Origin of the sequence: Phenylobacterium sp. (assembly GCF_037968635.1) — a bacterium.
Lineage (GTDB): Bacteria > Pseudomonadota > Alphaproteobacteria > Caulobacterales > Caulobacteraceae > Phenylobacterium.
On the sequence record NZ_JBBKVV010000060.1, the window covers coordinates 1 to 24,706 of the forward strand.

The 24,706-nt window shown below is 68.3% G+C and carries 23 protein-coding genes and 1 tRNA gene; 12 read left to right on the forward strand and 12 right to left on the reverse strand.

Going from position 1 to position 24,706, the window contains the following annotated elements; genetic code table 11:
* The 3 genes from AAC997_RS06365 to AAC997_RS06375 all read right to left on the reverse strand — a co-directional run.
* Positions 1-434, reverse strand: a 434-nt coding sequence (locus AAC997_RS06365) for a glutathione S-transferase family protein (protein ID WP_340644849.1), incomplete at its 3' end; no start/stop codon positions are given.
* A 42-nt stretch (positions 435-476) separates the two neighbouring features.
* On the reverse strand, positions 477-1,409 hold the full coding sequence (locus AAC997_RS06370) for a cation diffusion facilitator family transporter (protein ID WP_340644850.1): 933 nt from the start codon (positions 1,407-1,409) through the stop codon (positions 477-479).
* A gap of 53 nt (positions 1,410-1,462) precedes the next feature.
* Positions 1,463-2,533 (reverse strand): citrate synthase/methylcitrate synthase, encoded by a 1,071-nt coding sequence (locus AAC997_RS06375; protein ID WP_340644851.1) that lies wholly within the window; start codon positions 2,531-2,533, stop codon positions 1,463-1,465.
* Between the two features lie 86 nt (positions 2,534-2,619).
* Between AAC997_RS06375 and AAC997_RS06380 the strand changes: the two genes are divergently transcribed.
* Positions 2,620-3,786 carry a citrate synthase gene (locus AAC997_RS06380; protein ID WP_340644852.1) on the forward strand — a complete coding sequence of 389 codons (1,167 nt, stop codon included), beginning with the start codon at positions 2,620-2,622 and terminating at the stop codon, positions 3,784-3,786.
* Positions 3,787-3,846: 60 nt separating this feature from the next.
* Here the strand turns inward: AAC997_RS06380 and gltB are convergent, their stop codons facing one another.
* Both gltB and AAC997_RS06390 read right to left on the reverse strand, forming a co-directional pair.
* A complete protein-coding gene (gene gltB, locus AAC997_RS06385) occupies positions 3,847-8,409 on the reverse strand; it encodes a glutamate synthase large subunit (protein ID WP_340644853.1) in 4,563 nt (1,520 codons plus the stop codon).
* A gap of 5 nt (positions 8,410-8,414) precedes the next feature.
* Positions 8,415-9,851, reverse strand: a complete 1,437-nt coding sequence (locus AAC997_RS06390) for an NAD(P)-dependent oxidoreductase (RefSeq protein ID WP_340644854.1) — start codon at positions 9,849-9,851, stop codon at positions 8,415-8,417.
* A 220-nt stretch (positions 9,852-10,071) separates the two neighbouring features.
* Here AAC997_RS06390 and AAC997_RS06395 point away from each other — a divergent pair, with 220 nt between their 5' ends.
* Complete coding sequence (locus AAC997_RS06395; RefSeq protein ID WP_340644855.1) at positions 10,072-10,878, forward strand: undecaprenyl-diphosphate phosphatase; 807 nt, start codon at positions 10,072-10,074, stop codon at positions 10,876-10,878.
* Here AAC997_RS06395 and AAC997_RS06400 read toward each other — a convergent pair.
* A complete protein-coding gene (locus tag AAC997_RS06400; RefSeq protein ID WP_340644856.1) occupies positions 10,875-11,774 on the reverse strand; it encodes a sulfotransferase domain-containing protein in 900 nt (299 codons plus the stop codon). The genes AAC997_RS06395 and AAC997_RS06400 overlap by 4 nt on opposite strands.
* A 33-nt stretch (positions 11,775-11,807) precedes the next feature.
* Positions 11,808-12,782 (reverse strand): complex I NDUFA9 subunit family protein, encoded by a 975-nt coding sequence (locus AAC997_RS06405; RefSeq protein ID WP_340644857.1) that lies wholly within the window; start codon positions 12,780-12,782, stop codon positions 11,808-11,810.
* 154 nt (positions 12,783-12,936) lie between these two features.
* Between AAC997_RS06405 and AAC997_RS06410 the strand changes: the two genes are divergently transcribed.
* The 6 genes from AAC997_RS06410 to rpoN all read left to right on the forward strand — a co-directional run bounded on the left by AAC997_RS06410 (position 12,937) and on the right by rpoN (position 17,320).
* Positions 12,937-13,023: transfer RNA gene (locus AAC997_RS06410), tRNA-Leu, on the forward strand.
* 51 nt (positions 13,024-13,074) lie between these two features.
* A complete protein-coding gene (locus AAC997_RS06415; RefSeq protein ID WP_340644858.1) occupies positions 13,075-13,692 on the forward strand; it encodes a ribonuclease D in 618 nt (205 codons plus the stop codon).
* Between the two features lie 7 nt (positions 13,693-13,699).
* Entirely contained in the window at positions 13,700-14,320 is a 621-nt protein-coding gene (gene lptC / locus AAC997_RS06420) for an LPS export ABC transporter periplasmic protein LptC (protein ID WP_340644859.1), read from the forward strand.
* A 37-nt stretch (positions 14,321-14,357) separates the two neighbouring features.
* Entirely contained in the window at positions 14,358-14,918 is a 561-nt protein-coding gene (locus tag AAC997_RS06425; protein ID WP_340644860.1) for an LptA/OstA family protein, read from the forward strand.
* 1 nt (position 14,919) lies between these two features.
* On the forward strand, positions 14,920-15,678 hold the full coding sequence (gene lptB, locus AAC997_RS06430; protein WP_340644861.1) for an LPS export ABC transporter ATP-binding protein: 759 nt from the start codon (positions 14,920-14,922) through the stop codon (positions 15,676-15,678).
* Positions 15,679-15,829: 151 nt separating this feature from the next.
* Positions 15,830-17,320: an RNA polymerase factor sigma-54 gene (rpoN, locus tag AAC997_RS06435; RefSeq protein WP_340644862.1), complete on the forward strand. Its 1,491-nt coding sequence runs from the start codon at positions 15,830-15,832 to the stop codon at positions 17,318-17,320.
* Positions 17,321-17,344: 24 nt separating this feature from the next.
* Here rpoN and AAC997_RS06440 read toward each other — a convergent pair whose 3' ends face one another.
* Positions 17,345-18,385, reverse strand: a complete 1,041-nt coding sequence (locus AAC997_RS06440) for an aspartate-semialdehyde dehydrogenase (RefSeq protein WP_340644863.1) — start codon at positions 18,383-18,385, stop codon at positions 17,345-17,347.
* Between the two features lie 271 nt (positions 18,386-18,656).
* On the opposite strand from AAC997_RS06440, the gene AAC997_RS06445 reads away from it, so the two are divergent.
* The 3 genes from AAC997_RS06445 (at position 18,657) to AAC997_RS06455 (ending at position 20,510) form a co-directional block, all read left to right on the forward strand.
* Positions 18,657-19,283 carry an exopolysaccharide biosynthesis protein gene (locus tag AAC997_RS06445; protein WP_340644864.1) on the forward strand — a complete coding sequence of 209 codons (627 nt, stop codon included), beginning with the start codon at positions 18,657-18,659 and terminating at the stop codon, positions 19,281-19,283.
* Positions 19,284-19,314: 31 nt separating this feature from the next.
* Entirely contained in the window at positions 19,315-19,965 is a 651-nt protein-coding gene (gene raiA, locus AAC997_RS06450) for a ribosome-associated translation inhibitor RaiA (protein ID WP_340644865.1), read from the forward strand.
* Between the two features lie 80 nt (positions 19,966-20,045).
* On the forward strand, positions 20,046-20,510 hold the full coding sequence (locus tag AAC997_RS06455; RefSeq protein WP_340644866.1) for a PTS sugar transporter subunit IIA: 465 nt from the start codon (positions 20,046-20,048) through the stop codon (positions 20,508-20,510).
* A 108-nt stretch (positions 20,511-20,618) separates the two neighbouring features.
* On the opposite strand, the gene AAC997_RS06460 is transcribed toward AAC997_RS06455, so the two are convergent.
* The 3 genes from AAC997_RS06460 to AAC997_RS06470 form a co-directional block, all read right to left on the reverse strand.
* On the reverse strand, positions 20,619-21,044 hold the full coding sequence (locus tag AAC997_RS06460) for a DUF559 domain-containing protein (RefSeq protein ID WP_340644867.1): 426 nt from the start codon (positions 21,042-21,044) through the stop codon (positions 20,619-20,621).
* 195 nt (positions 21,045-21,239) lie between these two features.
* Entirely contained in the window at positions 21,240-21,494 is a 255-nt protein-coding gene (locus AAC997_RS06465) for a DUF1150 domain-containing protein (protein WP_340644871.1), read from the reverse strand.
* A 46-nt stretch (positions 21,495-21,540) separates the two neighbouring features.
* Positions 21,541-21,960, reverse strand: coding sequence for an Hsp20 family protein (locus AAC997_RS06470; protein ID WP_340644868.1), 420 nt, complete (start codon positions 21,958-21,960; stop codon positions 21,541-21,543).
* 253 nt (positions 21,961-22,213) lie between these two features.
* Here AAC997_RS06470 and AAC997_RS06475 point away from each other — a divergent pair, with 253 nt between their 5' ends.
* On the forward strand, positions 22,214-24,262 hold the full coding sequence (locus AAC997_RS06475) for an ATP-binding protein (RefSeq protein WP_340644869.1): 2,049 nt from the start codon (positions 22,214-22,216) through the stop codon (positions 24,260-24,262).
* 12 nt (positions 24,263-24,274) lie between these two features.
* Here the strand turns inward: AAC997_RS06475 and AAC997_RS06480 are convergent.
* Positions 24,275-24,706 (reverse strand): pyridoxamine 5'-phosphate oxidase family protein (locus AAC997_RS06480; RefSeq protein WP_340644870.1); only part of this gene is annotated, 432 nt, incomplete at its 5' end.

Here is a 24,706-nt window from a genome sequence, read left to right on the forward strand (position 1 = left end):
ACATAGGCCAGATGATGGCGCAGGGCCTCACGGCCCCGGCGCAGCGACGACAGGTCCGGCGCGCCCAGCCGCAGCAGGCGCTTTTCCATCTTCTCGTGCAGCAGGAAGCCGTTGACCTCGTTGTCGAACTTGCGGTCGAACCATTGCAGCAGGCGCCTGGCCTCGGCCCGTTCGCCGGGTTCGCGGCCCAGCAGGGCGGGTTCGGGATAGGTCTCTTCCAGATGATCGAGAATCGCGCGGCTCTCGCAGAGCACCAGGTCGCCCTCGGTCAACACGGGCGTCAGGCCCGAGGCGTTCAGGCTCACCAACTCCTTGGGCCGCTCCCAGTAGCGCACCGTCTGTTCCGTGAAGGCCAGGCGCTTTTCCCCCAGCGCCAGACGCACCTGGCGCGAGGCGGGATCGAGGGGGAAATGGTGCAGGATGCGGTCGGTCATGGGGACTGGAGCGGCCTACCATAGGTGGCGTTAAGGGCGCGTTTACTGCGCCGGCTCCGCAAACGCCCCACCGTGCGGCTCGGCGCGGCCGCGGGGATCGGCGTGGATCAGGATGTCGGCGTGCGGGAATTCCGCCAGGATGCGGCCCTCAGCCTCGACGATCAGATGGTGGGCGGCCTCCAGGGTCAGGGCCGGGTCGATATCCACGTGCATCTGCATGTGGATGAAGGGGCCCGAGGTCCGGGTGCGCAGTTGGTGGACGTCGCTCAGGCGCGGGTCCGCGCTCACCAGCTCGATGATCCGCGCGCGGTCGGCCTCGGGCAGTTCGTGGTCCATCAGCTGGCCCGAAGCCTCGCGGAACACGCCGATGGCGGCCCACAACAGCAGGGCCGCGACCATCAGGCCGGCGATGGCGTCCAGGCTATGCCAACCCAGCCATGCCGCGGCGCCGATGCCGGCCAGGGCGATCAGGTTGGAGGCCACGTCGGTGAGGTAGTGGGCGCGGTCGCCGGAAACCGCCACCGAGCTTGTCTGCTTCAACACCCGGCCTTGGGCGAGGATCAGCAGCACGGTCAGAGCCGTGGAGATCGCCATCACCGCCACCGCCCAACCCTCGTTGGCCACCGGGGTGGGATGCAGGATGTGGGTGATCGCTTCCTGGCCGATCAGGGCGGCGGAGGCGAAGACCAGGCCCGCCTGCACCAGGCTGGCGAAGGCCTCGGCCTTGCCGTGTCCGAACCGGTGCTCGGCGTCCGGCGGGGCCTGGGCGTAGCGGACGGCGTAGAAGGTCACCAGGCTGGCGATCAAATCCAATCCCGAGTCCGCCGCCGAGGCCAGCAAGGCCACAGAGCCGGAGATCAGCCAGACCGCGGTCTTGATCACCACCAGCACGCCGGCCGTCGCCACCGACAGCAGGGTGATGCGCCGGGTGAGGGCGGCGGCGGTCTTGGGGTCGAGGCCTGGGGCGGAGCGCATGACGCCTATCTAGTGCGGCTCCGCGCCTCACCCCAGCGCAAACGACTCTCAGATCAGGCGGCGACCTTGGGCGTCGGCCCCACATAGACCGACTGTGGCCGGATCAGGCGGCCGCCGGCCAACTGCTCGCGGGCATGGGCGATCCAGCCTGCGGTACGGCCCATGGCGAAGACGCAGGTGAAGGCCGACGGCGGGAAGGCCAGGGCCTCCAGCAGCAGGGCGGTGTAGAACTCCACATTCGTGTCCAGGCTCCGGTCGGGCTTGTGGGCCTTGAGGATCTCCAGCACTGCGCGCTCCACAGCCTCGGCGAATTCCAGTCGCCCGGCCCGGGCGCCCATCCGGCGGATGGCCCCCTTCAGGGCGTCGGCGCGGGGGTCGCGGACCCGGTAGACCCGGTGGCCGAAGCCCATCAGCCGGTCGCCGCGGGCCAGCGCCGCCTCGATCCAGGGCCGGGCGTTCTCCGTGCCGCCGATACCGTCCAGCATGTCGATGATCGGCCCCGGCGCCCCGCCGTGCAGCGGACCCTTCAGGGCGCTGATCCCGGCCAGCACCGCTGAGCCCAGCCCGGCCCGTGTCGAGGCCACCACTCGGGCGGCGAAGGTCGAGGCGTTCAGCCCGTGGTCGCTCACCGTCACCAGATAGGAGTCCAGGGCTTCGGCCTGCGCCGGGTCAGGCGCCTTGCCCAGCATGCGCAGGATATCGGCGGCGTGGCCGAGCGAGGTGTCTGGCGCGATCGGCGCCTCGCCGGCCTGGCCCCGCACCACGGCGGCGGTGAAAACGGCCGGCGCAGCCAGCAGGCGCAGGGCCACAGCCAGGTCGTCTCCGTCCGACAGCCGGGCGGTCAACGCCCGCATCGCCTCGATGGGGGAAAGCGCCAGGATACCGGTATCCATGGCCGACACCTCGGCGAACACCTCGGCCCGGGCGGCGGCCAGGGGGCCGGCCAGGTCGGCGGGCAGGTGGTCGAAGAACCCGTCCCAGAGCAGGCGGGTGACCTCCTCGAAGCTGGTGCGGCCCGCCAGCTCGTCCAGCGACCGGCCGCGAATGATCAACCGACCGGCCGCGCCGTCCACGTCGGACATCACGGTGTGGGCGGCGACGACGTCTTCAAGTCCGTCCGACATGGGAGGGCTCCTTTTGCAAACTTGCTAAGGGCGATATTTGCCGCCAAGCTAAGCCCGTCAATCTTGATCAACATAATCAATATGTGATGCCGCAAACCAAGACCAACGACTGGATCGGCGCCGACGAGGCCCGCGAGCGGCTCGGCGTCCGGCCGCAGACCCTGTACGCCTATGTCAGCCGGGGCCGGGTCCAGACCCGGATCGACCCTCGCGATCCACGCCGCAGCCTCTATCGGTCGGCGGACATCACGGCGCTGGTTCTGCGCAAGACCCGCAGCCGCAAGGCCTCGGAGGTGGCGGCCGGCGCCATCGCCTGGGGCGAGCCGGTCCTGGTCTCGGCCATCACCACCATTTCCCAGGGCCGGCTATTCTATCGCGGCCGCGACGCCGTCGAACTGGCGGAGACCGAGACGCTCGAATCCGTCGCCCGTCTGCTGCGGGGCGGTCACGGCGCGGCTCTGAAGCGTACCGACCGGCCCCAGCCGCCGGAGGGGGCGGACATGACCGGCCGCGCCTTCCTGGCCCTGGCCGCCCGCGCCGGAGTGGATGCGCCGGCCCTCGGCCGTCATCCTCTGGCCCTGGCTGTTGAGGCCGCGACTCTGCTGGACGTGCTCACCGACGCCATCGCCGGCGAGGTGGGCGGCGGGGCGATCCATAACCGCCTGGCCTTCGCCTGGGGGCTCGGTCCCGGAGGGCCGGGCGCTGACCTGGTGCGCCGGGTTCTGGTGCTGTTGGCCGACCACGAACTCAACCCCTCGGCCTTCGCCGCCCGGGTGGCCGCATCCACCGGGGCGTCCCTGGCCGCCGCCGCCCTGGCGGGTCTCGCCACCCTTTCAGGCCCGCGCCACGGCGGGGCGCCGGCGGCGATCCGGGGCTTCGCGGCCGAAGCTGCGCAGGGCGGCGTCCGCACTGTGATCGCCGCACGTCTGGCCGAGGACCGGCTGCTGCCGGGCTTCGGCCATCAGCTCTATCCCGACCGCGACCCCCGCGCCGCCGCCCTGCTGGACCGTTTCACGCTCACGCCGGAGATGGCCAGCCTGCGCGCCGCCGCGGAGGACATCACCGGCCTGCAGCCCAATATCGACTTCGCCCTGGTGGCCATGTCCGACGCCCTCAAGCTGCCCACGGACGCCCCCTTCGCCCTCTTTGCCACCGCCCGTTGCGCCGGCTGGATCGCCCACGCCATCGAACAGGGCCAGACCGGGGCGCTGATCCGGCCGCGGGCTAGGTATGTGGGGGTCGAGGTGTCCTAGAGCTGCGCCGCCCCACCTCCTCTCCCCCTAAAGGGGCGAGGAGGAGCTGACCTTTGGCCCTCACGCCCGGTGATGCACCGCCTCTTCCTCGGCCAGCGGCTTGTCGAGGCGGTGGACCATCTCCTTGGGCACGACCTGCCAGAACTTGCCCAGGAGCCGGTCCCAGTCGCGCAGGATGCCGGTGGCGTACACCGACCCGGTCTCCCGGGCATGCTCTTCCACCAGGTCCCGCAGCTCGGCCTCCCAGGCCCGGGTCCCGATCCGCTGCACCACCACGCTGTCGGTATTGAGGTGGGTCAGGAAGCGGTCGTGCAGGTCGAGCACATAGGCCATGCCGCCGGTCATGCCGGCGGCGAAGTTGAAGCCTACCGGCCCCAGGATCACCGCCCGTCCGCCGGTCATGTATTCCAGACCGTTGGCGCCGCAGCCCTCCACCACCGTCACGGCCCCGGAGTTCCTCACCCCGAACCGTTCCCCCGCCAGACCCGCCGCGAACAGCCGTCCCGAGGTCGCCCCATAAAGCACGGTGTTGCCGAGGATGGCGTTGGCTTCCGGCGCAGCCAGGTGCGGTGACGGGCGCAGGATGATGGTCGCCCCCGAAAGGCCCTTGCCGACATAGTCGTTGGCCTCCCCGGTCAGCTCGATGCGCAGGCCTTGGACCGCGAAGGCTCCCAGGCTCTGCCCCGCTGAACCCTTGAGCTGCACGGTGAGGTGCCCGGCGGGCAAGCCGGTCATCCCGAACCGCCGCACGATGTGCGACGAGGTCCGCGAGCCGATGGCGCGCGCCGTGTTCCGCACCGTATAGGTCAGTTGCATCTTCTCGCCCCGCTCCAGCAGGGGCGCGGCGTCACGGACGATCTGAGCGTCCAGGGTGTCGGGCACCTCATTGCGGCCCTCCACCACGCAATAGCGCGGGTTCGCCCCCGGATCGGCCATCACCAGCAGCGGGTTGAGGTCGAGGTCGTCCAGATGCTCGCCGCCGCGGGAGACCTGCTGCAGCAGGTCGGTACGGCCGACGATCTCCTGAATCGACTTGAAGCCCAGCGAGGCGAGAATCTCGCGCACCTCCTCGGCGATGAAGGTGAAGAGGTTGATCACCTTCTCTGGGCTGCCGCTGAACTTCTCCCGTAGGGCCTCGTCCTGGGTGCAGACCCCCACTGGGCAGGTGTTGGAATGGCACTGGCGCACCATGATGCAGCCCATGGCGATCAGGCTCGCTGTTCCAATCCCGAATTCTTCCGCACCCAACATGGCGGCGATCACCACGTCGCGCCCGGTCCGCATGCCGCCGTCGGCCCGTAGCCGCACCGAGTGGCGCAGATTGTTCAGGGTCAGGACCTGGTTGGCTTCGCTGAGCCCCATCTCCCAGGGCCCGCCGGCGTACTTGATGGAGGTCTGGGGCGAGGCCCCGGTGCCGCCGACATTGCCGGAGATCAGGATCACATCGGCCTTGGCCTTGGCGACACCCGCAGCGATCGCCCCGATGCCGGTCATGGCCACCAGCTTCACGCAGACCCGCGCCGTGGGGTTGATCTGCTTCAGGTCGTAGATGAGCTGGGCCAGGTCCTCGATGGAATAGATGTCGTGGTGCGGCGGCGGGCTGATGAGCATGACGCCGGGCGTCGCGTGTCGCAGCCGCGCGATCAGCTCCGTCACCTTGAAGCCGGGCAGTTGCCCGCCCTCGCCGGGCTTGGCGCCCTGGCTGACCTTGATCTCGATCTCGCGGCACTGGTTGAGATATTCCGCCGTCACGCCGAACCGTCCCGAGGCGATCTGCTTGACCGCCGAGTTGGGGTTGTCGCCGTTGGGCAGGGGCTTGTAGCGGGCCGAGTCCTCACCGCCCTCGCCGGAGACGCTCTTGGCCCCGATCCGGTTCATGGCGATGTTCAGCACCCCGTGCGCCTCGGGGCTCAGCGCCCCCATGCTCATGCCGGGCGTCAGGAAGCGCTTCCTGATCTCGTTGACGCTTTCCACCTCGTCCAGGGCCACAGGCCGCTGCCCGCTCCGCCAGTCCAGCAGGTCGCGCAGTTGGATGGTGGGCTGGGTGCGCATCCCCGCCGAGAACCGCTGGTAGGCGGCATAGTCGCCGGTGTTGCAGGCCGCCTGCAGGGTGTGGATCATGCGCGCCTCGAAGGCGTGGCTCTCGCCGGCGGCGCGCGCCTTGTAGAGCCCGCCCACCGGCAGGCTGACGGCGCCAAGGTCCCAGGCGCGGCGATGTGCTTCCACAGCCTTCGCCTCTAGCCCCGCCAGGCCGATGCCGGAGATGCGCGAGGGCATGCCGGGGAAGAACTCGGCCACCAGGGCGCGGGACAGGCCCACGGCCTCGAAGTTGTAGCCGCCGCGATAGGAGGAGATCACCGCGATCCCCATCTTGGCGATGATCTTCAGCAGGCCGCCCTCGATGGCGTGCTTGAAGTTCCGGCAGACGTCGTGGAGCGTCAGGTCTCCGGCCAGGCCACGTTCCAGTCGGTCCTGGAAGCTCTCCTGGGCCAGATAGGCGTTCACCGCCGTGGCGCCGCCCCCCACCAGAACCGCGAAATAGTGGGTGTCCAGGCACTCCGCGGACCGCACGATGATCGAGACGTAGGAGCGCAGACCCTTGGCCACCAGCCAGGCGTGGACCCCGCCCGTGGCAAGGATCATCGGCAGGCCGACCCGCCCCGGCCCAGAGGCCTCGTCGGTCAGCACGATGGTGGCGCAGCCGCGCAGGGCGGCGTCCTCGGCCTCGGCGCGGATGCGGTCGAGATTGGCCCGCAGCGCGTCGCCGGGCCGCGCTTCATCGGCCGGGATCGACATGGTGCAGTCGATGCTGGCCACCGACGTCTCGCCGATGAAGCCCATGATCCGTTGGTACATGCCGGTTGTGAGGACCGGGCTTTCCAGCACGAAGACGTCGGTCTGGGCCTCGTCCTGGGCCAGAATGTTGCCGAGGTTCTTGAACCGGGTCTTCAGGCTCATGACACCGGTCTCGCGAAGCGAATCGATCGGCGGATTGGTGACCTGGCTGAAGTTCTGCCGGAAGAAGTGAGAGAGTGGCCGGTACTGGTTGCTCAGCACCGCCAGCGGCGCGTCGTCCCCCATGGACCCCACCGCCTCCTTGCCGTCCTCGATCATCGGGGCCAGCAGCAGCTCCAGGTCCTCCAGGCTCATCCCGGCTGCGGCCTGGCGGCGCGTCAGCTCCTCGCGGCCATAGGCGCGGGGCTCGGGGCCCGGCGCGATCTGCGCCTCCAGGTCCACCATGTTGCCCAGCCACTGGTCGTAGGGATGCTGGGCGGCCAGGCGGTCGATGATTTCGTCCTCCTCGTAGAGGCGGCCTTCAAGCAGATCGACAGCCACCATGCGGCCGGGCTGGATGTGGGCCTTGCGCACGATGCGGGCCTCTTCGACCCGGCACATGCCGGCCTCCGAGCCCATGATCAGCAGCCCGTCGTCGGTATAGGTCACCCGCAGGGGCCTCAGGCCGTTGCGGTCCTTGCCGGCCCCCACCCAGCGGCCGTCGGTGGCGCAGATCGCGGCGGGCCCGTCCCAGGGCTCCATCACCGCGTTGCAATAGGCGTAGAGCGCCTTGTGCGCCGGGCTGATCTGCGCGTCGGTCCTGTGCGCCCAGGCCTCTGGGATCAGCAGGGCCTTGGCCATGGGCGCGTCGCGGCCGGCCCGCACGAGAACCTCGAAGGTGTTGTCCAGCGCCATGGAATCCGAGCCGCTGGGGTCCTGGATCACCGGCTTCACATCGTCCCCGAAGTCGCCGAAGGCGTCGGCGGCCATGCGGATCTCGTGGCTCTTCATCCAGTTCAGGTTGCCCTTCCTGGTGTTGATCTCGCCATTGTGCGCCAGCATCCGGAAGGGCTGGGCCAGCCGCCATTCCGGGAAGGTGTTGGTGGAATAGCGCTGGTGGAAGATCGCAACCGCCGCCGTGAACCGTTCGTCGGTCAGGTCGGGATAGAAGGCGTCGATATGCTCGGCCAGGAACATGCCCTTGTAGATCAGCGACCGGGCCGACAGCGAGCACAGGTAGAATTGCTGGATGCCGGCCTGGCCCACGCGCTTCTCGATGCGCTTGCGGCACAGAAACAGCGCGCGTTCGAGCGCCTCGCCCTCCAGGCCGGTGGGGCCTGCCAGCATGATCTGCTCAATTTCGGGGCGGGTGGCGCTGGCCTTTTCGCCGATGACGCGGGTGTCGGTCGGCACCTGCCGCCAGCCATAGATGTAGAAGCCGAACCGCAGGGCCTCGGCCTCGACGATGGTGCGGGCCGCCTCCTGGGCGTTGAGATCGTTGCGCGGCAGGAAGACCTGGCCCACGGCGATGGGGCCGGGACGCAGCTTGTGTCCCGTGCGCTTCACCTGGTCGGCGAAGAAGTCTTGCGGAACCGAGACCAGCACGCCGGCCCCGTCGCCGGTCTTGCCGTCGGCGTCGATGGCGCCCCGGTGCCAGACGCTCTTCAGCGCCCGGATCGCCAGTTCCACCACCTCGCGGCGAGGCTGGCCGTCCAGGGCGCAGACCAGGCCCACGCCGCAGGCGTCCCGCTCCGAGTCGGGGTCATAGGCGTGGCCGTCGATGAGGCGTTGGCGGTTGGAGATAAAGCGCGCCGTATCGGCTGCCCCCCACTTTGGAAATTGGCTCATGGTCTTCACTCCGCCGCGACGAGCGCGGGTTCCGTCAGATAGCGGTGAATGGCGTCGGCGGCGTCGCGACCGTCCTTGATCGCCCAGACCACCAGGGAGGCGCCACGCGCGATGTCGCCGGCCGCGAACACGCCCGGCAGGTTGGTCATCAAGGTGCGGAAGTCGGCTTTCACCGTGCCCCAGCGGCTGACCGCCAGGTCCGGAGCGGCGAAAGCCCGCGGCAGGTCCTCGGGGTCGAAGCCGAGCGCCTTGATCACCAGGTCGGCAGGCGATTCGAAGTCGGCGCCTTCGATCTCCTCGGGGGCGGCGCGGCCGGTCGCGTCCGGCGCCCCCAGGCGCATGCGCGCGGCGCGGACCCCCGTAGCCCTGTCGGCCTCGCCCAGCACTGCGCGGGGTGCGGCCAGCCATTCGAAGACCACGCCCTCCTCCTCGGCATGGGCCACCTCGCGGGCCGAGCCCGGCATGTTGGCGCGGTCGCGGCGGTAGAGGCAGGTCACCGACTTGGCCCCCTGGCGCACGGCGGTCCGCACACAATCCATGGCCGTGTCGCCGCCGCCCACCACCACCACGTCGCGGCCCTTGGCGTGCAGTTGGCCCGAGGCGAACGACGGCACGTCGTCGCCGAGGCCCGCCCGGTTCGAGGCGATCAGGTAGTCCAGGGCCGGCGTCACCCCCGCCGAGCCCGCGCCGGGGACCACAAGATCGCGATCGGCATAGACCCCCGTGGCGATCAGCACGCTGTGGTGCCTGTCGCGCAGGTCATCGAGGGTGGCGTCGACCCCGACCTCGAACTTCAACCGGAACTCGACCCCGCCGTCGGCCAGCCGCTGGGTGCGCCTCATCACCACGTCCTTCTCCAGCTTGAAGCTGGGGATGCCGTAGATCAGCAGGCCGCCGGCCCGGTCGTGGCGGTCATAGACGGTGACGCCGTAGCCCAATTCCCGCAGGCGCTCGGCGGCGGCCAGGCCGGCCGGGCCCGCCCCGATGATCCCCACCGACTGGCCGCGGTCCGCGCCTGGGGCGAGGGGCTGGACCCAGCCCTCCTCCCAGGCCTTGTCGGTCAGGTAGCGCTCGACGGCGCCAATGGTGACGGTGCCGTGGCCTGACTGCTCGATGGTGCAGGATCCCTCGCACAGGCGGTCCTGCGGGCAGATGCGGCCGCAGATCTCCGGCATGGAATTGGTGGCCTGGGAAAGCTGGTAGGCCTCCTCCAGCCGCCCTTCGGCGGTCATCCGCAGCCAGTCGGGGATGTTGTTGTGCAACGGGCAATGGGTCTGACAGAAGGGGATCCCGCACTGGGAGCAGCGGGAGGCCTGCTCGCTGGCCTTGGCGTCGATGAAGTCGGCATAGATCTCGTGGAAGTCGCCGGCGCGCGCGCCCGCCGCCCGCTTGGCCGGCGTGGTCCGCTCCACGGTCGTGAACTTCAGCATTCGCTCGGCCATGGCCGGTCCCCCGCCCCTCGTGGGCGACAGGCATTTACGCGCCTTTTGATGCCCTCGAAACAAGATAGTCTAAAAACAGGATGATATAGCGGAGATTCCTGGCGTTTGAGCGACGGGTTGTCCGTTCCAGGGCTATAATAGTCCACAAAAGGGATGAACCTGAAATTTACCCTGTTCACGCCCCTTACCTGCACTTCATCCTTTGCCGAAAGCCGCCCGCATGTCCGATTGGATCGCCGCCATCATCCTGGGCATCGTCGAGGGCGTGACCGAGTTCATCCCGGTCTCCTCCACGGGACACCTGCTGCTGACCAAGGGACTGTTGGGCCTGCCAAGCGGCTTCTGGGACACCTTCGCGGTGCTGATCCAGTTGGGCGCCATCCTGGCGGTGGTGGCGCTCTATTTCGGCAAGTTGTGGAAGGTGCTGATCGGCTTGCCCACCAGCGCCGAGGCGCGCTGGTTCGCGCTGTCGGTGCTGATCGCCTTCATTCCTGGCGCGGTCCTGGGCCTCGCCCTGCACGACGTGATCAAGGAGGTCCTGTTCGAGAGCCCCCGACTGATCTGCTGGTCGCTGGTCATTGGCGGGGTGCTGCTGCTGGCCGTTGATCGTTGGGCGCCTGCGCCACGCGAGGAGGACGCCATGAAGCTCACCTGGAAGACCTCGCTTGTGGTGGGCCTCTTTCAGACCATGGCCCTGATCCCCGGCGTCTCCCGCTCGGGCGCCACCATCGTCGGCTCAATGCTGATGCGAGTGGAGAAGAAGGCGGCTGCCGAGTTCTCCTTCTTCCTGGCCATCCCCACCATGGCCGGCGCCTTCGCCGTCGACCTCTACAAGAACAAGGACGCGCTAAGCATGGACCAGGCGGGAATCATCGCGCTCGGTTTCGCGGTCAGCTTCATCGTCGGCTTCATCGTCGTCCGCGCCCTGGTGGACTTCGTCGGCCGCCACGGCTTCGCCCCCTTCGCCTGGTGGCGGATCGTGGTGGGCGTGGGCGGCCTGGTGTGGCTCGGGATGGCGGGCCTTTAGGCGCCGGTCGCCAGCCAGCGGGCGCAGTCGGGGCCGAGCTTTTCCAGCGCCATGGCCTCATAGGCGGCGCTTTCCTGCGCCGACAGCACATCGCGCCAGCGGCCGTTGGTCCCCTTGTTGATGAAGGTGGAGGCGCCGCCCTCGAACAGGGCCCCGCCCAGGGGCGCCACCTTCTCGGCATTGGCCTTCATGTAGTCGAAGGTGCAATGGGCCACCACGTCGGGCCACTGCGCGGCGGGGATATCCACCTCCAGGAAATCGGCGATGGACTTCATCTCGCCGGCCAGGTCGGCCTTCAGGGCGTCGAAGTGCACCAGCTTCACATTGGGCAGGTCACGGATCGCCCACCAGCTGGTGATACTGTCCCAGAACGACCAGAACGGATAACCGTCCTGCGCCAACCAGGTGTTGAAGTAGCTGCGGATGTCCGGATCGGCGGGCGGCAGGGGCGGCCCCACCCGGCCCGGCGTGTCGTTCAGCGCGCCGAAGAACAGCTCGTTGCCGTGGGCGTGGTGATTGTGGAGGCTCCAAAGCACGTCGCGTCCGTCACGGCCGATATAGAGGTATTTGGCCCTCGGCGAGAACACCAAGGCGTCCACCGGCAGGTGAGTCTTCATCACCCGCCGGTGCGGCTGGGCCGCCACGGCGGCGATGGCCTCCGGCGGCATGATGCGCAGGTCCAGCCACGGCGACAGCTCGTGCATGGCGATGTCCTCGCGCCCACCGTGGATCAGCTGGCCGACGATCTGCTGGGTCCAGGTGGTGCCGGACTTGGCGTAGGTCGCCACGATGACGTCGTCGTCCCGGAACGCGAAGTCGTTCCAGACCGTGGAATTCATATGATGGTTATGCAGTTCGCGGGTCTTTCGCGGCCATGCGGCTTGGATCTCGGGCACGCGCACACCTCCCCTTTGGAGTGGAACGAACGCTCAGGCGACGGCGGTCAGCCGCTCGACCTCGTCGGCATACTGGCCGCCCTTGCGGAAGCGGTAGAGGTAGGCCGGGACGATCCCCTCGACGGCGGTGGCCTCGATCCCAAGCTCAGCCAGGCCGGGCCTGGCGCGCGACACCACGTTGTCGGACTTCAGCAGTTCGACCTGGTCCTCGGTCAGCGGCGGGGCCCACGGCGTCAGGGCCAGGAGCTCGAAGGCCTTGCCCATCAGGGCGGCGACCGGGAAGGGCAGGGGGACCAGGAACCGCTTGCGGCCGGTCTCGGCCACCACCAGCTCCATCAGTTCGCGGAAGCTATAGGCCCGCGGGCCACCCAACTCATAGGTCTGGCCAGTGCAGGCGGGATCGGTGACGCAGGCGACGACCGCCTTGGCCACGTCGCCCACGAAGACCGGCTGCAGCTTGCCTTCGCCGCCGCCGATCAGCGGCAGGACCGGGCTGATAACCGCCAGTTCGGCGAACTTGTTGAAGAAGTGGTCGTCTGGTCCGAACACCACCGACGGCCGCACGATGACCGCGCTGGGGAAGGCCTCGCGCACCGCATCCTCGCCCATGGCCTTGGTCCGCGCATATTTCGCACCCGACTGAGCGTCCGCGCCGAGGGCGGAAATCTGCACCAGGCGCGCGACGCCTGCCGCCTTGGAAACCGCCGCCACGTTGCGTGCGCCCATGGCGTGGATGCTCTGGAATTTCTGGCGGCCGGTCTCGTGGAGCACGCCCACGGCGTTCACCACGGCATGGGCGCCCTCGACCGCGCGGCGGATGGAGGCCTCGTTGCGGATATTGGCCTGCACCACCTCGATCTGGCCGACATCGCCCAGCAGGCGCATCTTGTAGGCGAGATGCGGCTGGCGCACGGCGACCCGCACCCGCCAGCCCTGCTTGGCGAGCGCGCGGACGACTTGGGCGCCGACGAAGCCCGAACCGCCGAAGACGGTGACCAGATCCTGCATGGAGTTTCGACCGGATTTAAGTGGCTCTTGGAGGGCTTGCGATAGACGAACCAACCCCGCGCCGCAATGCGACTTGATAGGAAGGTGAAGCGGGGCGTTGACCGGGCCTAGGCGGCGCCCTAAGGAACCCCCCTCGCGCGATCCGGTGGATCGGGCCCAGGTGGCGGAATTGGTAGACGCGCTGGCTTCAGGTGCCAGTGGCTTAACGGCCGTGAAGGTTCGAGTCCTTTCCTGGGCACCATCCCTCTCCCTATATGGAAGAGGATCTAGTTTGCGCCGGAGCGAGGCGACCTTGGCGAATCATCTGCACATCGGCGATTTACCCAAGGGCGCCTTCGCCGGCGCGACCTCGGTCGCGGTGGATTCCGAGACCATGGGCCTGCGGCTCGGCCGCGACCCGCTCTGCGTGGTGCAGATCTCGGACGGCAAGGGCGACGCCCATCTCGTCCAGCTGGACCGCTCCACCTATGACGCGCCAAATCTCAAGGCGTTGATGATCGATCCGGCGGTCACGAAGATCTTCCACTTCGGCCGCTTCGACATCGCCATGTTCTACCTGCACCTCGGCGTGGTCACGGCCCCGGTCTACTGCACCAAGATCGCGTCGAAGCTGGCCCGGACCTATACCGACCGCCACGGCCTGAAGGACGTGTCCAAGGAGCTGGCCGGTATCGACATGTCCAAGGCCCAGCAGAGTTCCGACTGGGGCGCCGCCAAGCTCAGTGACGAACAGATCGCCTACGCGGCCTCCGACGTCCTGCACCTGCACGCCCTGCGCGACCGCCTGGACGCCATGCTGGTGCGCGAGGGTCGCGACCACCTGGCGCGCGCCTGCTTCGACTTCCTGCCTCACCGCGCCCTGCTCGATGTGGCCGGCTGGGAAGAGGTCGACATCTTCGCCCACATGTGAGGGCCGGGTGACCGCCGCCTTCGCCGACCAGAGCCACACTCCGTACAGCGCCGATTTTGAGCGCTGGCGGAAGCGGTCGCGCCTGGTCCACCGGCTGAGGCTGATCCTCCCGGCGGCGATCAGCCTGATCCTGCTGGTGATGGTGGGCTTCGTGATCCAGAGCACCCTGGCCGGCGCCAAGGACAAGCCCCAGGACGCCGACGCCCCCATCCAGTTGGTCAATCCCCGCTTCCTCGGCCGCGACGACAAGGGCCGCGCCTTTGTCCTGACGGCCAAGACCGCGGTGCGCGATCCCAAGGACTATCAGCGGGTCATGCTCGACACCCCCATGCTGATCCTCGACGAGGAGGGGCCTCGGCCCACCCGCATCTCGGCCAAGGCCGGGGTCTATCGCGAGGACAAGCGGGTGCTGAATCTTGAGGGCGGTGTGAAATTGAACGGTGGGGACGTGAATTTCACCACCGCCACCTCCATCTTCAATACCGCGACCGGAGAACTCGAAGGCGCGGGCGAGATCAAGGGAGCCGGCGCGCTTGGAGAAATCATCGCGAAGTCCTATGGCGTGTACGACAAGGGTGAACGCATGGTGTTCAAGGGCGGCGTACACACGCGCGTCGAGTCACACTAGGCTTCCAGGTAGCATGGGCATGATCAGGCTAGCGAAAATGAAGCAGTGGGCGGTGGGCGCATTCGCCTGCGGGTTGATCGCGGCCGGTCCGGCGGCGGCGCAACTGGCGCAGAACTCCGACGCCCCGGTGGACATCACCGCCGATGAGCTGGAGGTGATCAACGCCCAGTGCCTGGCCACCTATTCCGGCGGGGCCGAGGCGCTGCAGGACACTGTGCGTCTGCGGGCCGACATCCTGAAGATCTATTACAAGCCCAATCCCTCGGCCAAGCCGGGCGGGACCGGCCAGGCCGGCGCGGCCTGCGGCAACCAGCTCGACCGCATGGAAGCCAACGGCTCGGTCTACTACGTCACTCCTCAGCAGCGGGTGCGCGGCGATGCGGCGGTCTATGATGCGGCCGCCGACACCATCACGATCACCGGCGATGTCGTGGCCGTCCAGGGCCAGAATGTGCTGCGCGGTTCCAAGCTGGTGATCAAGGTCGCCACCGGGGACGCCCAGATGAAGAGCGGCGTGAAGGGGCGCAACAAGCCCGGCCGCGTTCGCACCGTGCTCTATCCCAGGCAACAGGCGGGACAGCCCGCCGCGCGGCGCTAGGGTGAAGCCCGAAAACTTCGAAGCTCTCCCCGGTCTCGCCGGCGAAGGGCTGGTGGTCGATAATGTCGGCAAGTCCTTCCGTGGCCGCCCGGTGGTGAAGGGCGTGACCATCAGCCTGCGCCGCGGCGAGGTCGTGGGCCTGCTGGGCCCCAACGGCGCCGGCAAGACCACCTGCTTCTACATGATCACCGGCCTGATCCCCGTCGACTACGGCGCGATCTATCTGGACGGCGAGAACATCACCGCCCAGCCCATGTACCAGCGTGCCCGCATGGGGGTCGGCTACCTGCCGCAGGAAACCTCGATCTTCCGGGGCATGACGGTGGAAGAAAACGTCATGGCGGTGGTGGAGTTGCGCGCCAAGGACATGTCCGAGGCGCGCGCCACGGTCACCCAGCTGCTCACCGACCTGCACATCGAACACCTGCGCAAGGCTCCGGCCATCTCGCTGTCGGGCGGGGAACGCCGTCGCGTTGAAATCGCCCGCGCCCTGGCCAGCGAACCCTCCTTCATGCTGCTGGACGAACCCTTCGCCGGCATCGATCCCCTGGCCATCTCCGACATCCGTGAGGTGATCGCCTTCCTGAAGAGCCGAGGCATCGGCATCCTGATCACCGACCACAATGTCCGCGAGACCCTGGACATCATCGACCGCGCCGCGATCATCCATGCGGGCGAGGTGCTGTTCGAGGGCACACCGTCGGAGATCGTCGACGATCCGGAAGTCCGCCGCGTCTATCTGGGCGAACGCTTCGGCTGATCGCGTCGCGCGCTTTGTCGGGCGCTGCGCGCCGAAACCCCCAGAATGGGGGATAAAAATCATGGTTAACCAAAAGGTCGCGGCGCGGTTAACCAATCGCTCGTGATTGCGCGCCTAGCCTGTCCAGCAAGAAACAGGCCAGGAGGCGATTTTGGCGCTCGGCGCGCGTTTAGAGATGCGGCAAGGCCAGGGGTTGGTGATCACCCCCCAGCTGCAGCAGGCCATCAAGCTGTTGCAGCTCTCCAACATGGAGTTGGAGACCTATGTCGAAGGCGAACTGGAGCGCAATCCGCTGCTCCAGCGCGACGAACGCGACTCCGAACCTGATGTCGAGGCCGGTCCTCGCGACGCCGAGGACTTCGCCTCCGACAATATTCCCGAGGGCGCGGCCGAGGCGCACATGGACGTCACCCATGAGGCGGAGGCCTCGCCGGGGGAGCGCAACACTGGGGACGCCGAGGGCGCCGGTGACGCGGGCGGGGCCGTCGACTGGTCCCGCGCCGGCAAGGGCGGCTCCTTCGAGGACTCAGACGACTTCGAACAACGCCTGACCCGCGAGAAGACCCTGGCCGAGCACCTCTATGACCAGCTGATGGTCTCGGGCTTCGGCGGCATTGAGTATGCCGCGGCCACGGTTCTGGTCGATAGCGTCGACGAGGGCGGCTACCTGCGGGTGGACATGGCCGAGACCGCCGGGCGGCTGGGCTGCGACCTCACCTTCCTGGAAGACGTGCTGCGGATGCTGCAGCGGTTCGAGCCGATCGGGGTCTTCGCCCGCGATGTGCGCGAATGCCTGATGCTGCAGCTGAAGGAACGTGACCGCTGCGACCCGGCCATGGTGGCCCTGCTGGACAATCTCGACCTGCTGGCCAAGCGCGATCTGGCGGCCCTGCGCAAGGCCTGCGGGGTCGACGACGAAGACCTGAAGGACATGATCTCCGAGCTGCGGGCGCTGACGCCCCGGCCCGGCGCGGCCTTCGGCGGCGAGCCCAGCCAGCCGGTGGCCCCCGACGTCTATGTGCGCGAGGGCCTGGGCGGCCTGTGGCACGTGGAGCTGAACTCCGACACCCTGCCCCGCCTGCTGGTGGACCAGCGCTACCACGCCCGGGTCTCGGCGGGCGCGCGGACCGATCAGGAGAAGGTGTTCGTGGCCGACTGCATGGCCAGCGCCAACTGGCTGGTCAAAAGCCTCGACCAGCGGGCCAAGACCATCCTGAAGGTCGCCTCAGAGATCGTGCGCCAGCAGGACGGCTTCCTGGCCTATGGCGTCGAGCACCTGCGCCCGCTGAACCTGAAGACCGTCGCCGACGCCATCGGCATGCACGAGTCGACGGTCAGCCGGGTGACCTCCAACAAGTACATCGCCACCCCTCGCGGCATGTTCGAGCTGAAGTTCTTCTTCACCTCCGGCATCGCAAATTCGGACGGCGGCGAGGCCCACTCCTCGGAGAGCGTGCGGCACAGGATCAAGCAGCTTATCGACACTGAGCGGGCCGAGGCCGAGGTGCATTCCGACGACCGGATCGTCGAGATCCTCAAGGAAACCGGGGTCGACATCGCCCGTCGCACCGTGGCCAAGTACCGGGAGGCCATGCGCATCCCGTCCTCGGTGGAACGCCGCCGGGTCCTCAAGCACGCCTAGGACATGTTGGTCTCCGCGGAGGGATCAGGTGGCATATTGCTCGGCGATCTGGACGGCGTTCAAGGCGGCGCCCTTGAGGAGCTGATCGCCCGCCAGGAAAAGGGACAGGGAGCGGCCGGTGGGATCGCTGGCGTCACGACGTAGGCGACCGACCAACACGTCGTCGATGCCGGTGGCCTCGCTCGGCATGGGGAAGTGGTTGTTTTCGTTGTCGTTCACGATGCGGATACCCGGAGCCTGCGCGAGCCACCCTTCGGCCTCCATGGCCGTTATCTGACGGTCGAACTCCAACGTAAGCGCCATGGAGTGGGCGCGCAGCACCGGCACGCGGATACAGGTGAAGGCCACCCGCATATCGGGAGCGCCCATCAGCTTGCGGATCTCGGCCATCACCTTGGTCTCCTCGCCGTTGTAGCCAGTCTCGGGATCGATGGCGGTGTTGTGGCTGAAGACGTTGAAGGCGTAGGGGTGCGGCAGCACCTTCGGCGTGAAGGCCTGGCCCGCCAGACGCGCGGCGGTGGACAGCTCCAGCTCCTCCATGGCCGCCGCGCCCGCGCCCGAGGCCGACTGGTAGGTGGAGCCGATCACCCGGACGATGGGGTTGCGGGCGTGCAGGGGGGCGAGCGCCATCACCGCGATGGCCGCCACGCAGTTGGGATTGGCGACGATCATCGGCCGGCCGGCCAGCAGGCCGCCATTGACCTCGGGCACCACCAGGGGGGTGGCCTCGTCCATTCGGAAGGCCGAGGAATTGTCGACCACCACGCAGCCGCGGGCCGCGGCGATGGGGGCGAACGCGCGGCTGATGGCGGCGCCGGCCGAGAACAGGGCGATGTCGACGCCGTCGAAGCTGTCGGCGGTCAGGGTCTCCACCACCACGGGCTGACCCTTGAACATCAGGGTCTTGCCCGCCGATCGGGCCGAGGCCAGCAGCTTCAGCTGGGCCACGGGAAAGCCGCGCCGCTCCAGGCAGCCGATCAGCTCGGCCCCGACGGCGCCGGTGGCCCCGACGATGGCGACATTGAACAGGCGCTGGCGGGCGGGACGTTCGAGTTGAACAGACATGGGTGGTTCTCCGGTTTGGACCGGAGGGCGGGCTGTCTTGAAGTCTGCTGACCCATGAGCACCCGACCTTCCGGCGGGGTGCTGGGGGTTGCTACGCGGCGTGCACGCGCGAACCCCCAGGCCCCGAGAGCCCGGTGGTTTTAATGGCGCGTTTAATGACGGCGATCCGCATGGCGCGCCTCCTAGCCGAAAACCGGCGCTGCTGTAAAGCTCGCGACCGATTTCGGCTTCACGCGTTGTGTTGCCACTCCGCCCGCCGATATGAGACCGCATGCCTGACCGACCGTATTCGCCCCACCTGAGTCTCTCGGGCCATATCCGCGACCTCGGCCATCGGGCCGCGGAAAAGGTGACCCTGGGGGAGATCATCGACAGTTTCGGCCGCCGCGCCTTCGCGGCCCTGCTGTTCGTGCTGGCCATCCCCAACCTGTTGCCGTTGCCGCCGGGCTCCTCGACCATCCTTGGGGCGCCGCTGCTGCTGATCGCGCCGCAGATGGTGATCGGCTTCCAGACCCTGTGGCTGCCGAAAGTCATCGACGACCGGAAGCTCAGCCGCGCCGAGCTGGCCCGGGTGTTCGACAGGCTGCTGCCCTGGCTGGAGCGCGTCGAGCAAATCTCCCGGCCGCGCCTGGTGTTCATGTTCGGACCGGTGGGGGACCGGCTGATCGGCCTCATCTGCACCCTGCTGTCGTTCGTGCTGATTCTGCCTATTCCCCTGGGCAATCTGCTGCCCGCCCTGACCATCGCGGTCCTGGCCTTTTCCATGGTCCAGAGGGACGGGCTGCTGGCCCTGGCAGGGTACGCTCTGGCGGCGTCGTCCGGCGCCCTTCTGGTGCTCAGCGCCGGCGTGGTGATGGGGTCGATACACCATCTCGTGGGTTGGTTCGGCGGCGCTTGACAGCCCCGCCCAAGCGGCGCGTTGATGGGGCATGCAAGTCTTAGTATCCGGCAAGCATGTCGCCGTTGGGGAGGCCCTGCGTGAGCGGGTCACCGACGAAATCACCGGTTCTATCGGCAAGTACTTCGACCGCGGCGGCGCCGCGGACGTGGTCGTCAGCCGAGAGGGCCATTCCTTCAGAGTCGACTGCGCCTTGACCCTGGCCACCGGCCAGGCGCTGCAAAGTCACGGCCTGGGCGCCGACGCCCACGGCGCCTTCGATGCGGCGCTGGCCAAGATCGAGACGCGGGTCCGACGATATAAGCGGAGGTTGAAAAGCCACTCCACCGCGGCCTCGGCCCGCGCCGCCGAAACCGCCTCCTATTTCATCATCCAGTCGCCTGAGGGCGAGGACGAGGAGCACGGCTGGGACCTCGGCGACGAGGGCGAAACGTCGCACGACACCCATGTGCTGCCGTCCGCAATGGTCATCGCGGAAACGGAAAAGGACATCAAGACGATGACCGTTTCCATGGCGGTCATGGAGCTGGACTTGACGGAATCCCAAACAATCGTGTTTAGGAACGCCGCTCACGGTGGTTTGTCCGTGGTGTACCGCCGGCCCGATGGAAATATCGGCTGGATCGACCCCGAACGCACGAAATCGCTGAACGGGAACGGAGCGAACGGAACCCGCCCCTAGGGTGCGGATTATCCGGCGCGGTCCGTGCATCGATCCCGTTGCACGGACCGGCTCTGTTTTGTTTTGGGCGTCACGATACGATGTTGATTGGTGAGATTCTGGAACGCGCGGCCATCGCACCGCGTGTCAGCGCCCCGAACAAGCGCCAGGTGCTGGCGGTTGTCTCCGAGATCGCCGCGCGCCAGTTCGATCTGGAGGCGGGGAGCATCCTCGACGCCCTGGCCGAGCGGGAAGCCGCCAGCTCCACGGGCGTCGGCTACGGCGTCGCCGTGCCCCATGCCCGGCTGGAGGGCCTGCAGCGGATGCGCGCGGTCTTCGTGCGCCTGGACCATCCGGTCGCCTTTGACTCCATCGACGACCAGCCGGTGGACCTGATCTTCGCCCTGTTCGCGCCGCCCGACGCCTCGACCGAGCATCTGCGGACGCTCGCCCGGGTGTCGCGACTGCTGCGGCAGGCCGACCTGCGCGAACAGCTGCGCCAGGCCCGCACGCCGGACGCCATCCACGCGCTGCTGGTGCAGGAAGCCCGCTCGAGCGCGGCCTAGGTGAGTCCTTCTCCCCTTGCGGGAGAAGGTGGCCGGTCGGAGACCGGTCGGATGAGGGGTCACGCTTCCCTCTCCGCGCGTCAGTCCAAACGCCCCAACCCGATAGGGCTATCGACCCCTCATCCGACCCTGCTCCGCAGGGCCACCTTCTCCCGCAAGGGGAGAAGGGTCTTCATAAGCCAGCGGCCCCTGAGTGTGCGGCGTCTCGCCCAGCGCCTTGCGGATGTCGTCCATCGCGAGATCCGGATGCTCGTTGATGCGTGCATTGGTCGGCCGCAGCACGCGGAAGCCTTGCCGGCCTAGCCACTCATCGCGGGCAGCATCGCGCAGGGCGTGGTGAAGGGGACCGTCGGCCTCGACGACGAGACGGCGTTCGAGGCATAGGAAATCGGCGACGTAGGGGCCGATGGCGACTTGCCGGCGGAACTTGAGGCCGTCCAAGCGGCGGCCGCGCAGCAAATCCCAAAGCCGGACTTCTGTGTGCGGGGCTTTTGCCCGCAGGGCACGAGCGCGGGTGAGTATTGGATCGGTCACAGCGCCAGCTTGGCGCGGCGTGCCGCGGAATCCAAGCTGTGAGCGCGCCCTTGGGAGGTAGCGCGACCCCTCCTCCGACCCTGCCCCGCAGGGTCACCGTCGAGAGCGGGCCGGACATGTCCGGCTATGGCGTTCGCCAACGACTTGGCGAACGCCCGCTGTCGACCCCGCAATGGGAGAAGGAACCCTTTGTATCTAGTGCACCGAGACCGGGGCCAGTTCGTGGGCCAGGGCGGCGGCGACGGCGGAGTCCTTGTCGGTCATCACCGCCAGGCGTTCGCCGTCGGCGCGGTGGACCGCGTAGAGGGTCTGGTCCGGATCGAGCTTGAAGCCCTCGATCTGGGCGGCCGGGGTCGAGGCGATGATCTCGGCGGCCTTGATCGGCCGGACATAGACGAGATCGGGGCCACCGAGGGCGGCAAAGGCTTCAGTCGTAAGATTCGGCGTCATCATGACCACCTCCTTGAAAAGGCAACGCGTGTAACGGTCGCTAGGTTCAGCCGGCCGTCTGGATAGGGATCCGCTTGATGAGCCTGTCGGGCTCGGGGCGGTCGAGATCGATGTGTAAGAGGCCGTGTTCGAGCAGGGCTCCGACCACCTCCACATGTTCCGCGAGGACGAAGGCGCGGATGAAGCCGCGCGCGGCGATGCCGCGGTGCAGATAGGCGTCCTCGGCCTTGCCGGCCTCGTCGCGCTTGCCGGCCACCACCAGCTGGCGGTCCTCCATCGTCACCTGCAGGGTGTCGGTGGTGAAGCCCGCCACCGCAAGTGTGATCCGCAGGCCGCCGCCCGCCCGCTCTTCGACATTGTAGGGCGGATAGCTCTCGGCGGCGGCCTTGGCGGCGCGCTCGATGAGGCTGCGGGTGTGCTCGAACCCGAGCAGAAAGGGCGAGTCGAAGACGATCGGCCGGTTCATCAGAGTCCTCGCGAGTTAAGCGACTCTCCGGCGAACCGCCCGAAATCGGCACGGCGGCCGGATGATTCAAAAGATGGGGTGGGCAAGCGGAGCTTTCAATGGCGTCGCGCGTTCCTGCCGCGGCGGGGGAGGGGGCGCTGGACGCCATCGCCCGATCCATGTTTGGGTTTCAAGACGGCGCGCGCCCATGAGGCGCGGTCTACGTCTGCGAGACGGCGGGGCACGCGCGGCCCGAGGGGTGAGCACGGGAAGCATGCGGCAAGTCAGACGGCAGACCCTCAGCATCGCCGCGGCGGTGATGCTGCCGCTGCTTATCCTTGCGGGCCTGCAGCTCTATGGCGGGGTCAATGCGCGGCGCCTGGAACTGGAGGCGTTGAGCCGGACCCGCGCCGACGAAATCATGCGGCTGGTGGACACCCAGATCCGGGGCGAGATGAACCTGGCCCGGGTGCTGGCCTCGTCTGACGCCATAAAACAGGACGACGCGCCCCGCGCCCACAGCCGCGCGCGCGAGGTCATGGACGCCACCGGCAGCTGGCGCACCGTGCGGCTCTCCGATCCCCACACCGGGCTCGAACTGTTCGATATGCGCAGGCCCGCGTTGGCGGCGCCCCGCCCCGTCGGGGCCGATGTCCTGGCCCTTGGCCGCGAGCCCTTCGACGTCCCGGTGATCGGGGGCGTCGAGAAGGGCGCCGCCGGCGTCCATTCGGTCGCCCTGCACACGCCGATCCTGCGCGACGGGCGGTTGCGGTACATCCTGACGGTGGAGCTCAACCCCGCCTCCGTCCAGCAGATCGCCATGCCGCGCTATCCCGACGGCACCGTCGTGGCCGGGGTGGTCGATCGTTCTGGCCGGTTCATCTCCAGAAGCCTGCACTATGCCGATCAGGTGGGGCGTCCGGGGTCGGTCCAACTTCGCAAGGCGGTGGCCGACGGTGGCCGTGGTTTCTACCGGAACCTCACCCTGGAGGGGGTGCCGACCTATACCGGGTACGTCACCTCGCCCCTCACCGGCTGGTCGACCCATGTGGCGGTCTCCGCCTCGCCCTTCGACGCCGCCCGCTATTGGTCCACGGCGATCTGGGTGGCGGTGACGCTCGGGTGTCTGGGCCTCTCGGCGCTGATGATCTGGCTCACGCTGCGCGACCTGGCCCAGGTCCGCCGCGAGGAGGAGAGCCTGCGCCAGGCCCAGAAGATGGAGGCCGTCGGCCACCTCACGGGGGGCATCGCGCACGATTTCAACAACCTGCTGACGGCGATCATCGGCAGCCTGGACCTGATGCTGCGGCGCTCCGAACCGGGGGACAGGAACCGTCGCTACCTGGAGGGCGCCCTGGACGCCGCCCAGCGCGGCGCGAAGCTGACCTCCCGCCTGCTGGCCTTCTCGCGGATCCAGCGGCTGGGGGTCGAGCCGGTGGACATCGTGGCCACCCTGGAAGGCATGTCGGAGCTTCTCGACCAATCCCTGGGTCCGGCGATCACCGTCAAGGTTCAGGTGGCGCCGGAGGCCCGCTGGGTCAGCACAGACCGCAATCAGCTGGAACTGGCGCTGCTGAACCTGTCGGTCAACGCCCGCGACGCGATGCCCGAAGGCGGCGAGCTGACCTTCACCGCCAGCCTGCTGAACCCCCGCCGCGACGGCCGGCCCTCGCCCAGCGTGGACCTGACGGTCAGCGATACGGGACAGGGCATGGCGCCTGCGGTCCTGCAACACGCCTTCGATCCCTTCTTCACCACCAAGGCGGTGAGCAAGGGGACGGGGTTGGGCCTGGCCCAGGTCTATGCCTTCGCGCGGCAGTCGGCCGGCGACGTGAAGATCGACAGCGAGGTGGGCCGGGGCACGCGGGTGCATCTGATCCTGCCGGTGGCGGCGCAGGCCCACACCCCCGCCTCCGCGCCCATCGAGGCGCAGGTCCTGGCCGAGGCCTCTGTCGGCGACGGCGCGCGCATCCTGGTGCTGGACGACGACGAGAGCGTTCGCGATGTCCTGGTGGAGAGCCTGCGGGCCCGAGGTTATGTGGTCTTCCAGGCGGCCAACGGCGAGGACGCCCTCAACGCCCTGGCCGATATCGATCCGGATCTGTTCGTCCTGGACTTCCTGATGCCCGGCCTGAACGGCGCGGAGGTGGCGCGGCGGGCCCGGCAGATGCGGCCGCACCAGAAGCTGCTGGTGGTCTCGGGCCATCTCGACACCAGCGCCCTGGAGGCGGCGATCGAGGGGGTTCCGATCCTGAGGAAGCCCTTCGATGGCGCGACCCTGGCGCGGCGGGTGGCCCAGGCGCTCAAGGGTGACGGGGCTTAAGCCCCGGCGGGGTCAGACCCGCCGTGGCGGAACCACCGCGGCGAACATCGGGTGGGCCTTCCAGTCGGCCTCGACCACCGGCTTGTCGGCCTCCGGCGCATGGACCGAGGGGGCGGTGACGCTCAGGGTCGGGATGTAGCGCGGGCAGTTGGGGAAGATGTCGCGCGGCGTCACCCGGACCAGGAGCTGGGCGCCGGGGATTTGCGCCAACAGCGGGTCGTCGTGCAGCACTTGCGCCACGCCATTGACCCGCAGGCGCTGGGGGCGCTCGCCCACCGACAGGAACAGCAGGCCGACATTGGGATTGGCGGTCAGGTTGCCGAGGCTGCGGAACATGCCGTTGCCGTCATAGTCGGGGAAGATCAGCATATCGGGCGCGATGACCCGGGCGAACCCGGCGGGGCCGCCCTTGAAGGAGCAGTCGGGGCGTCCCTGATCGTCGGC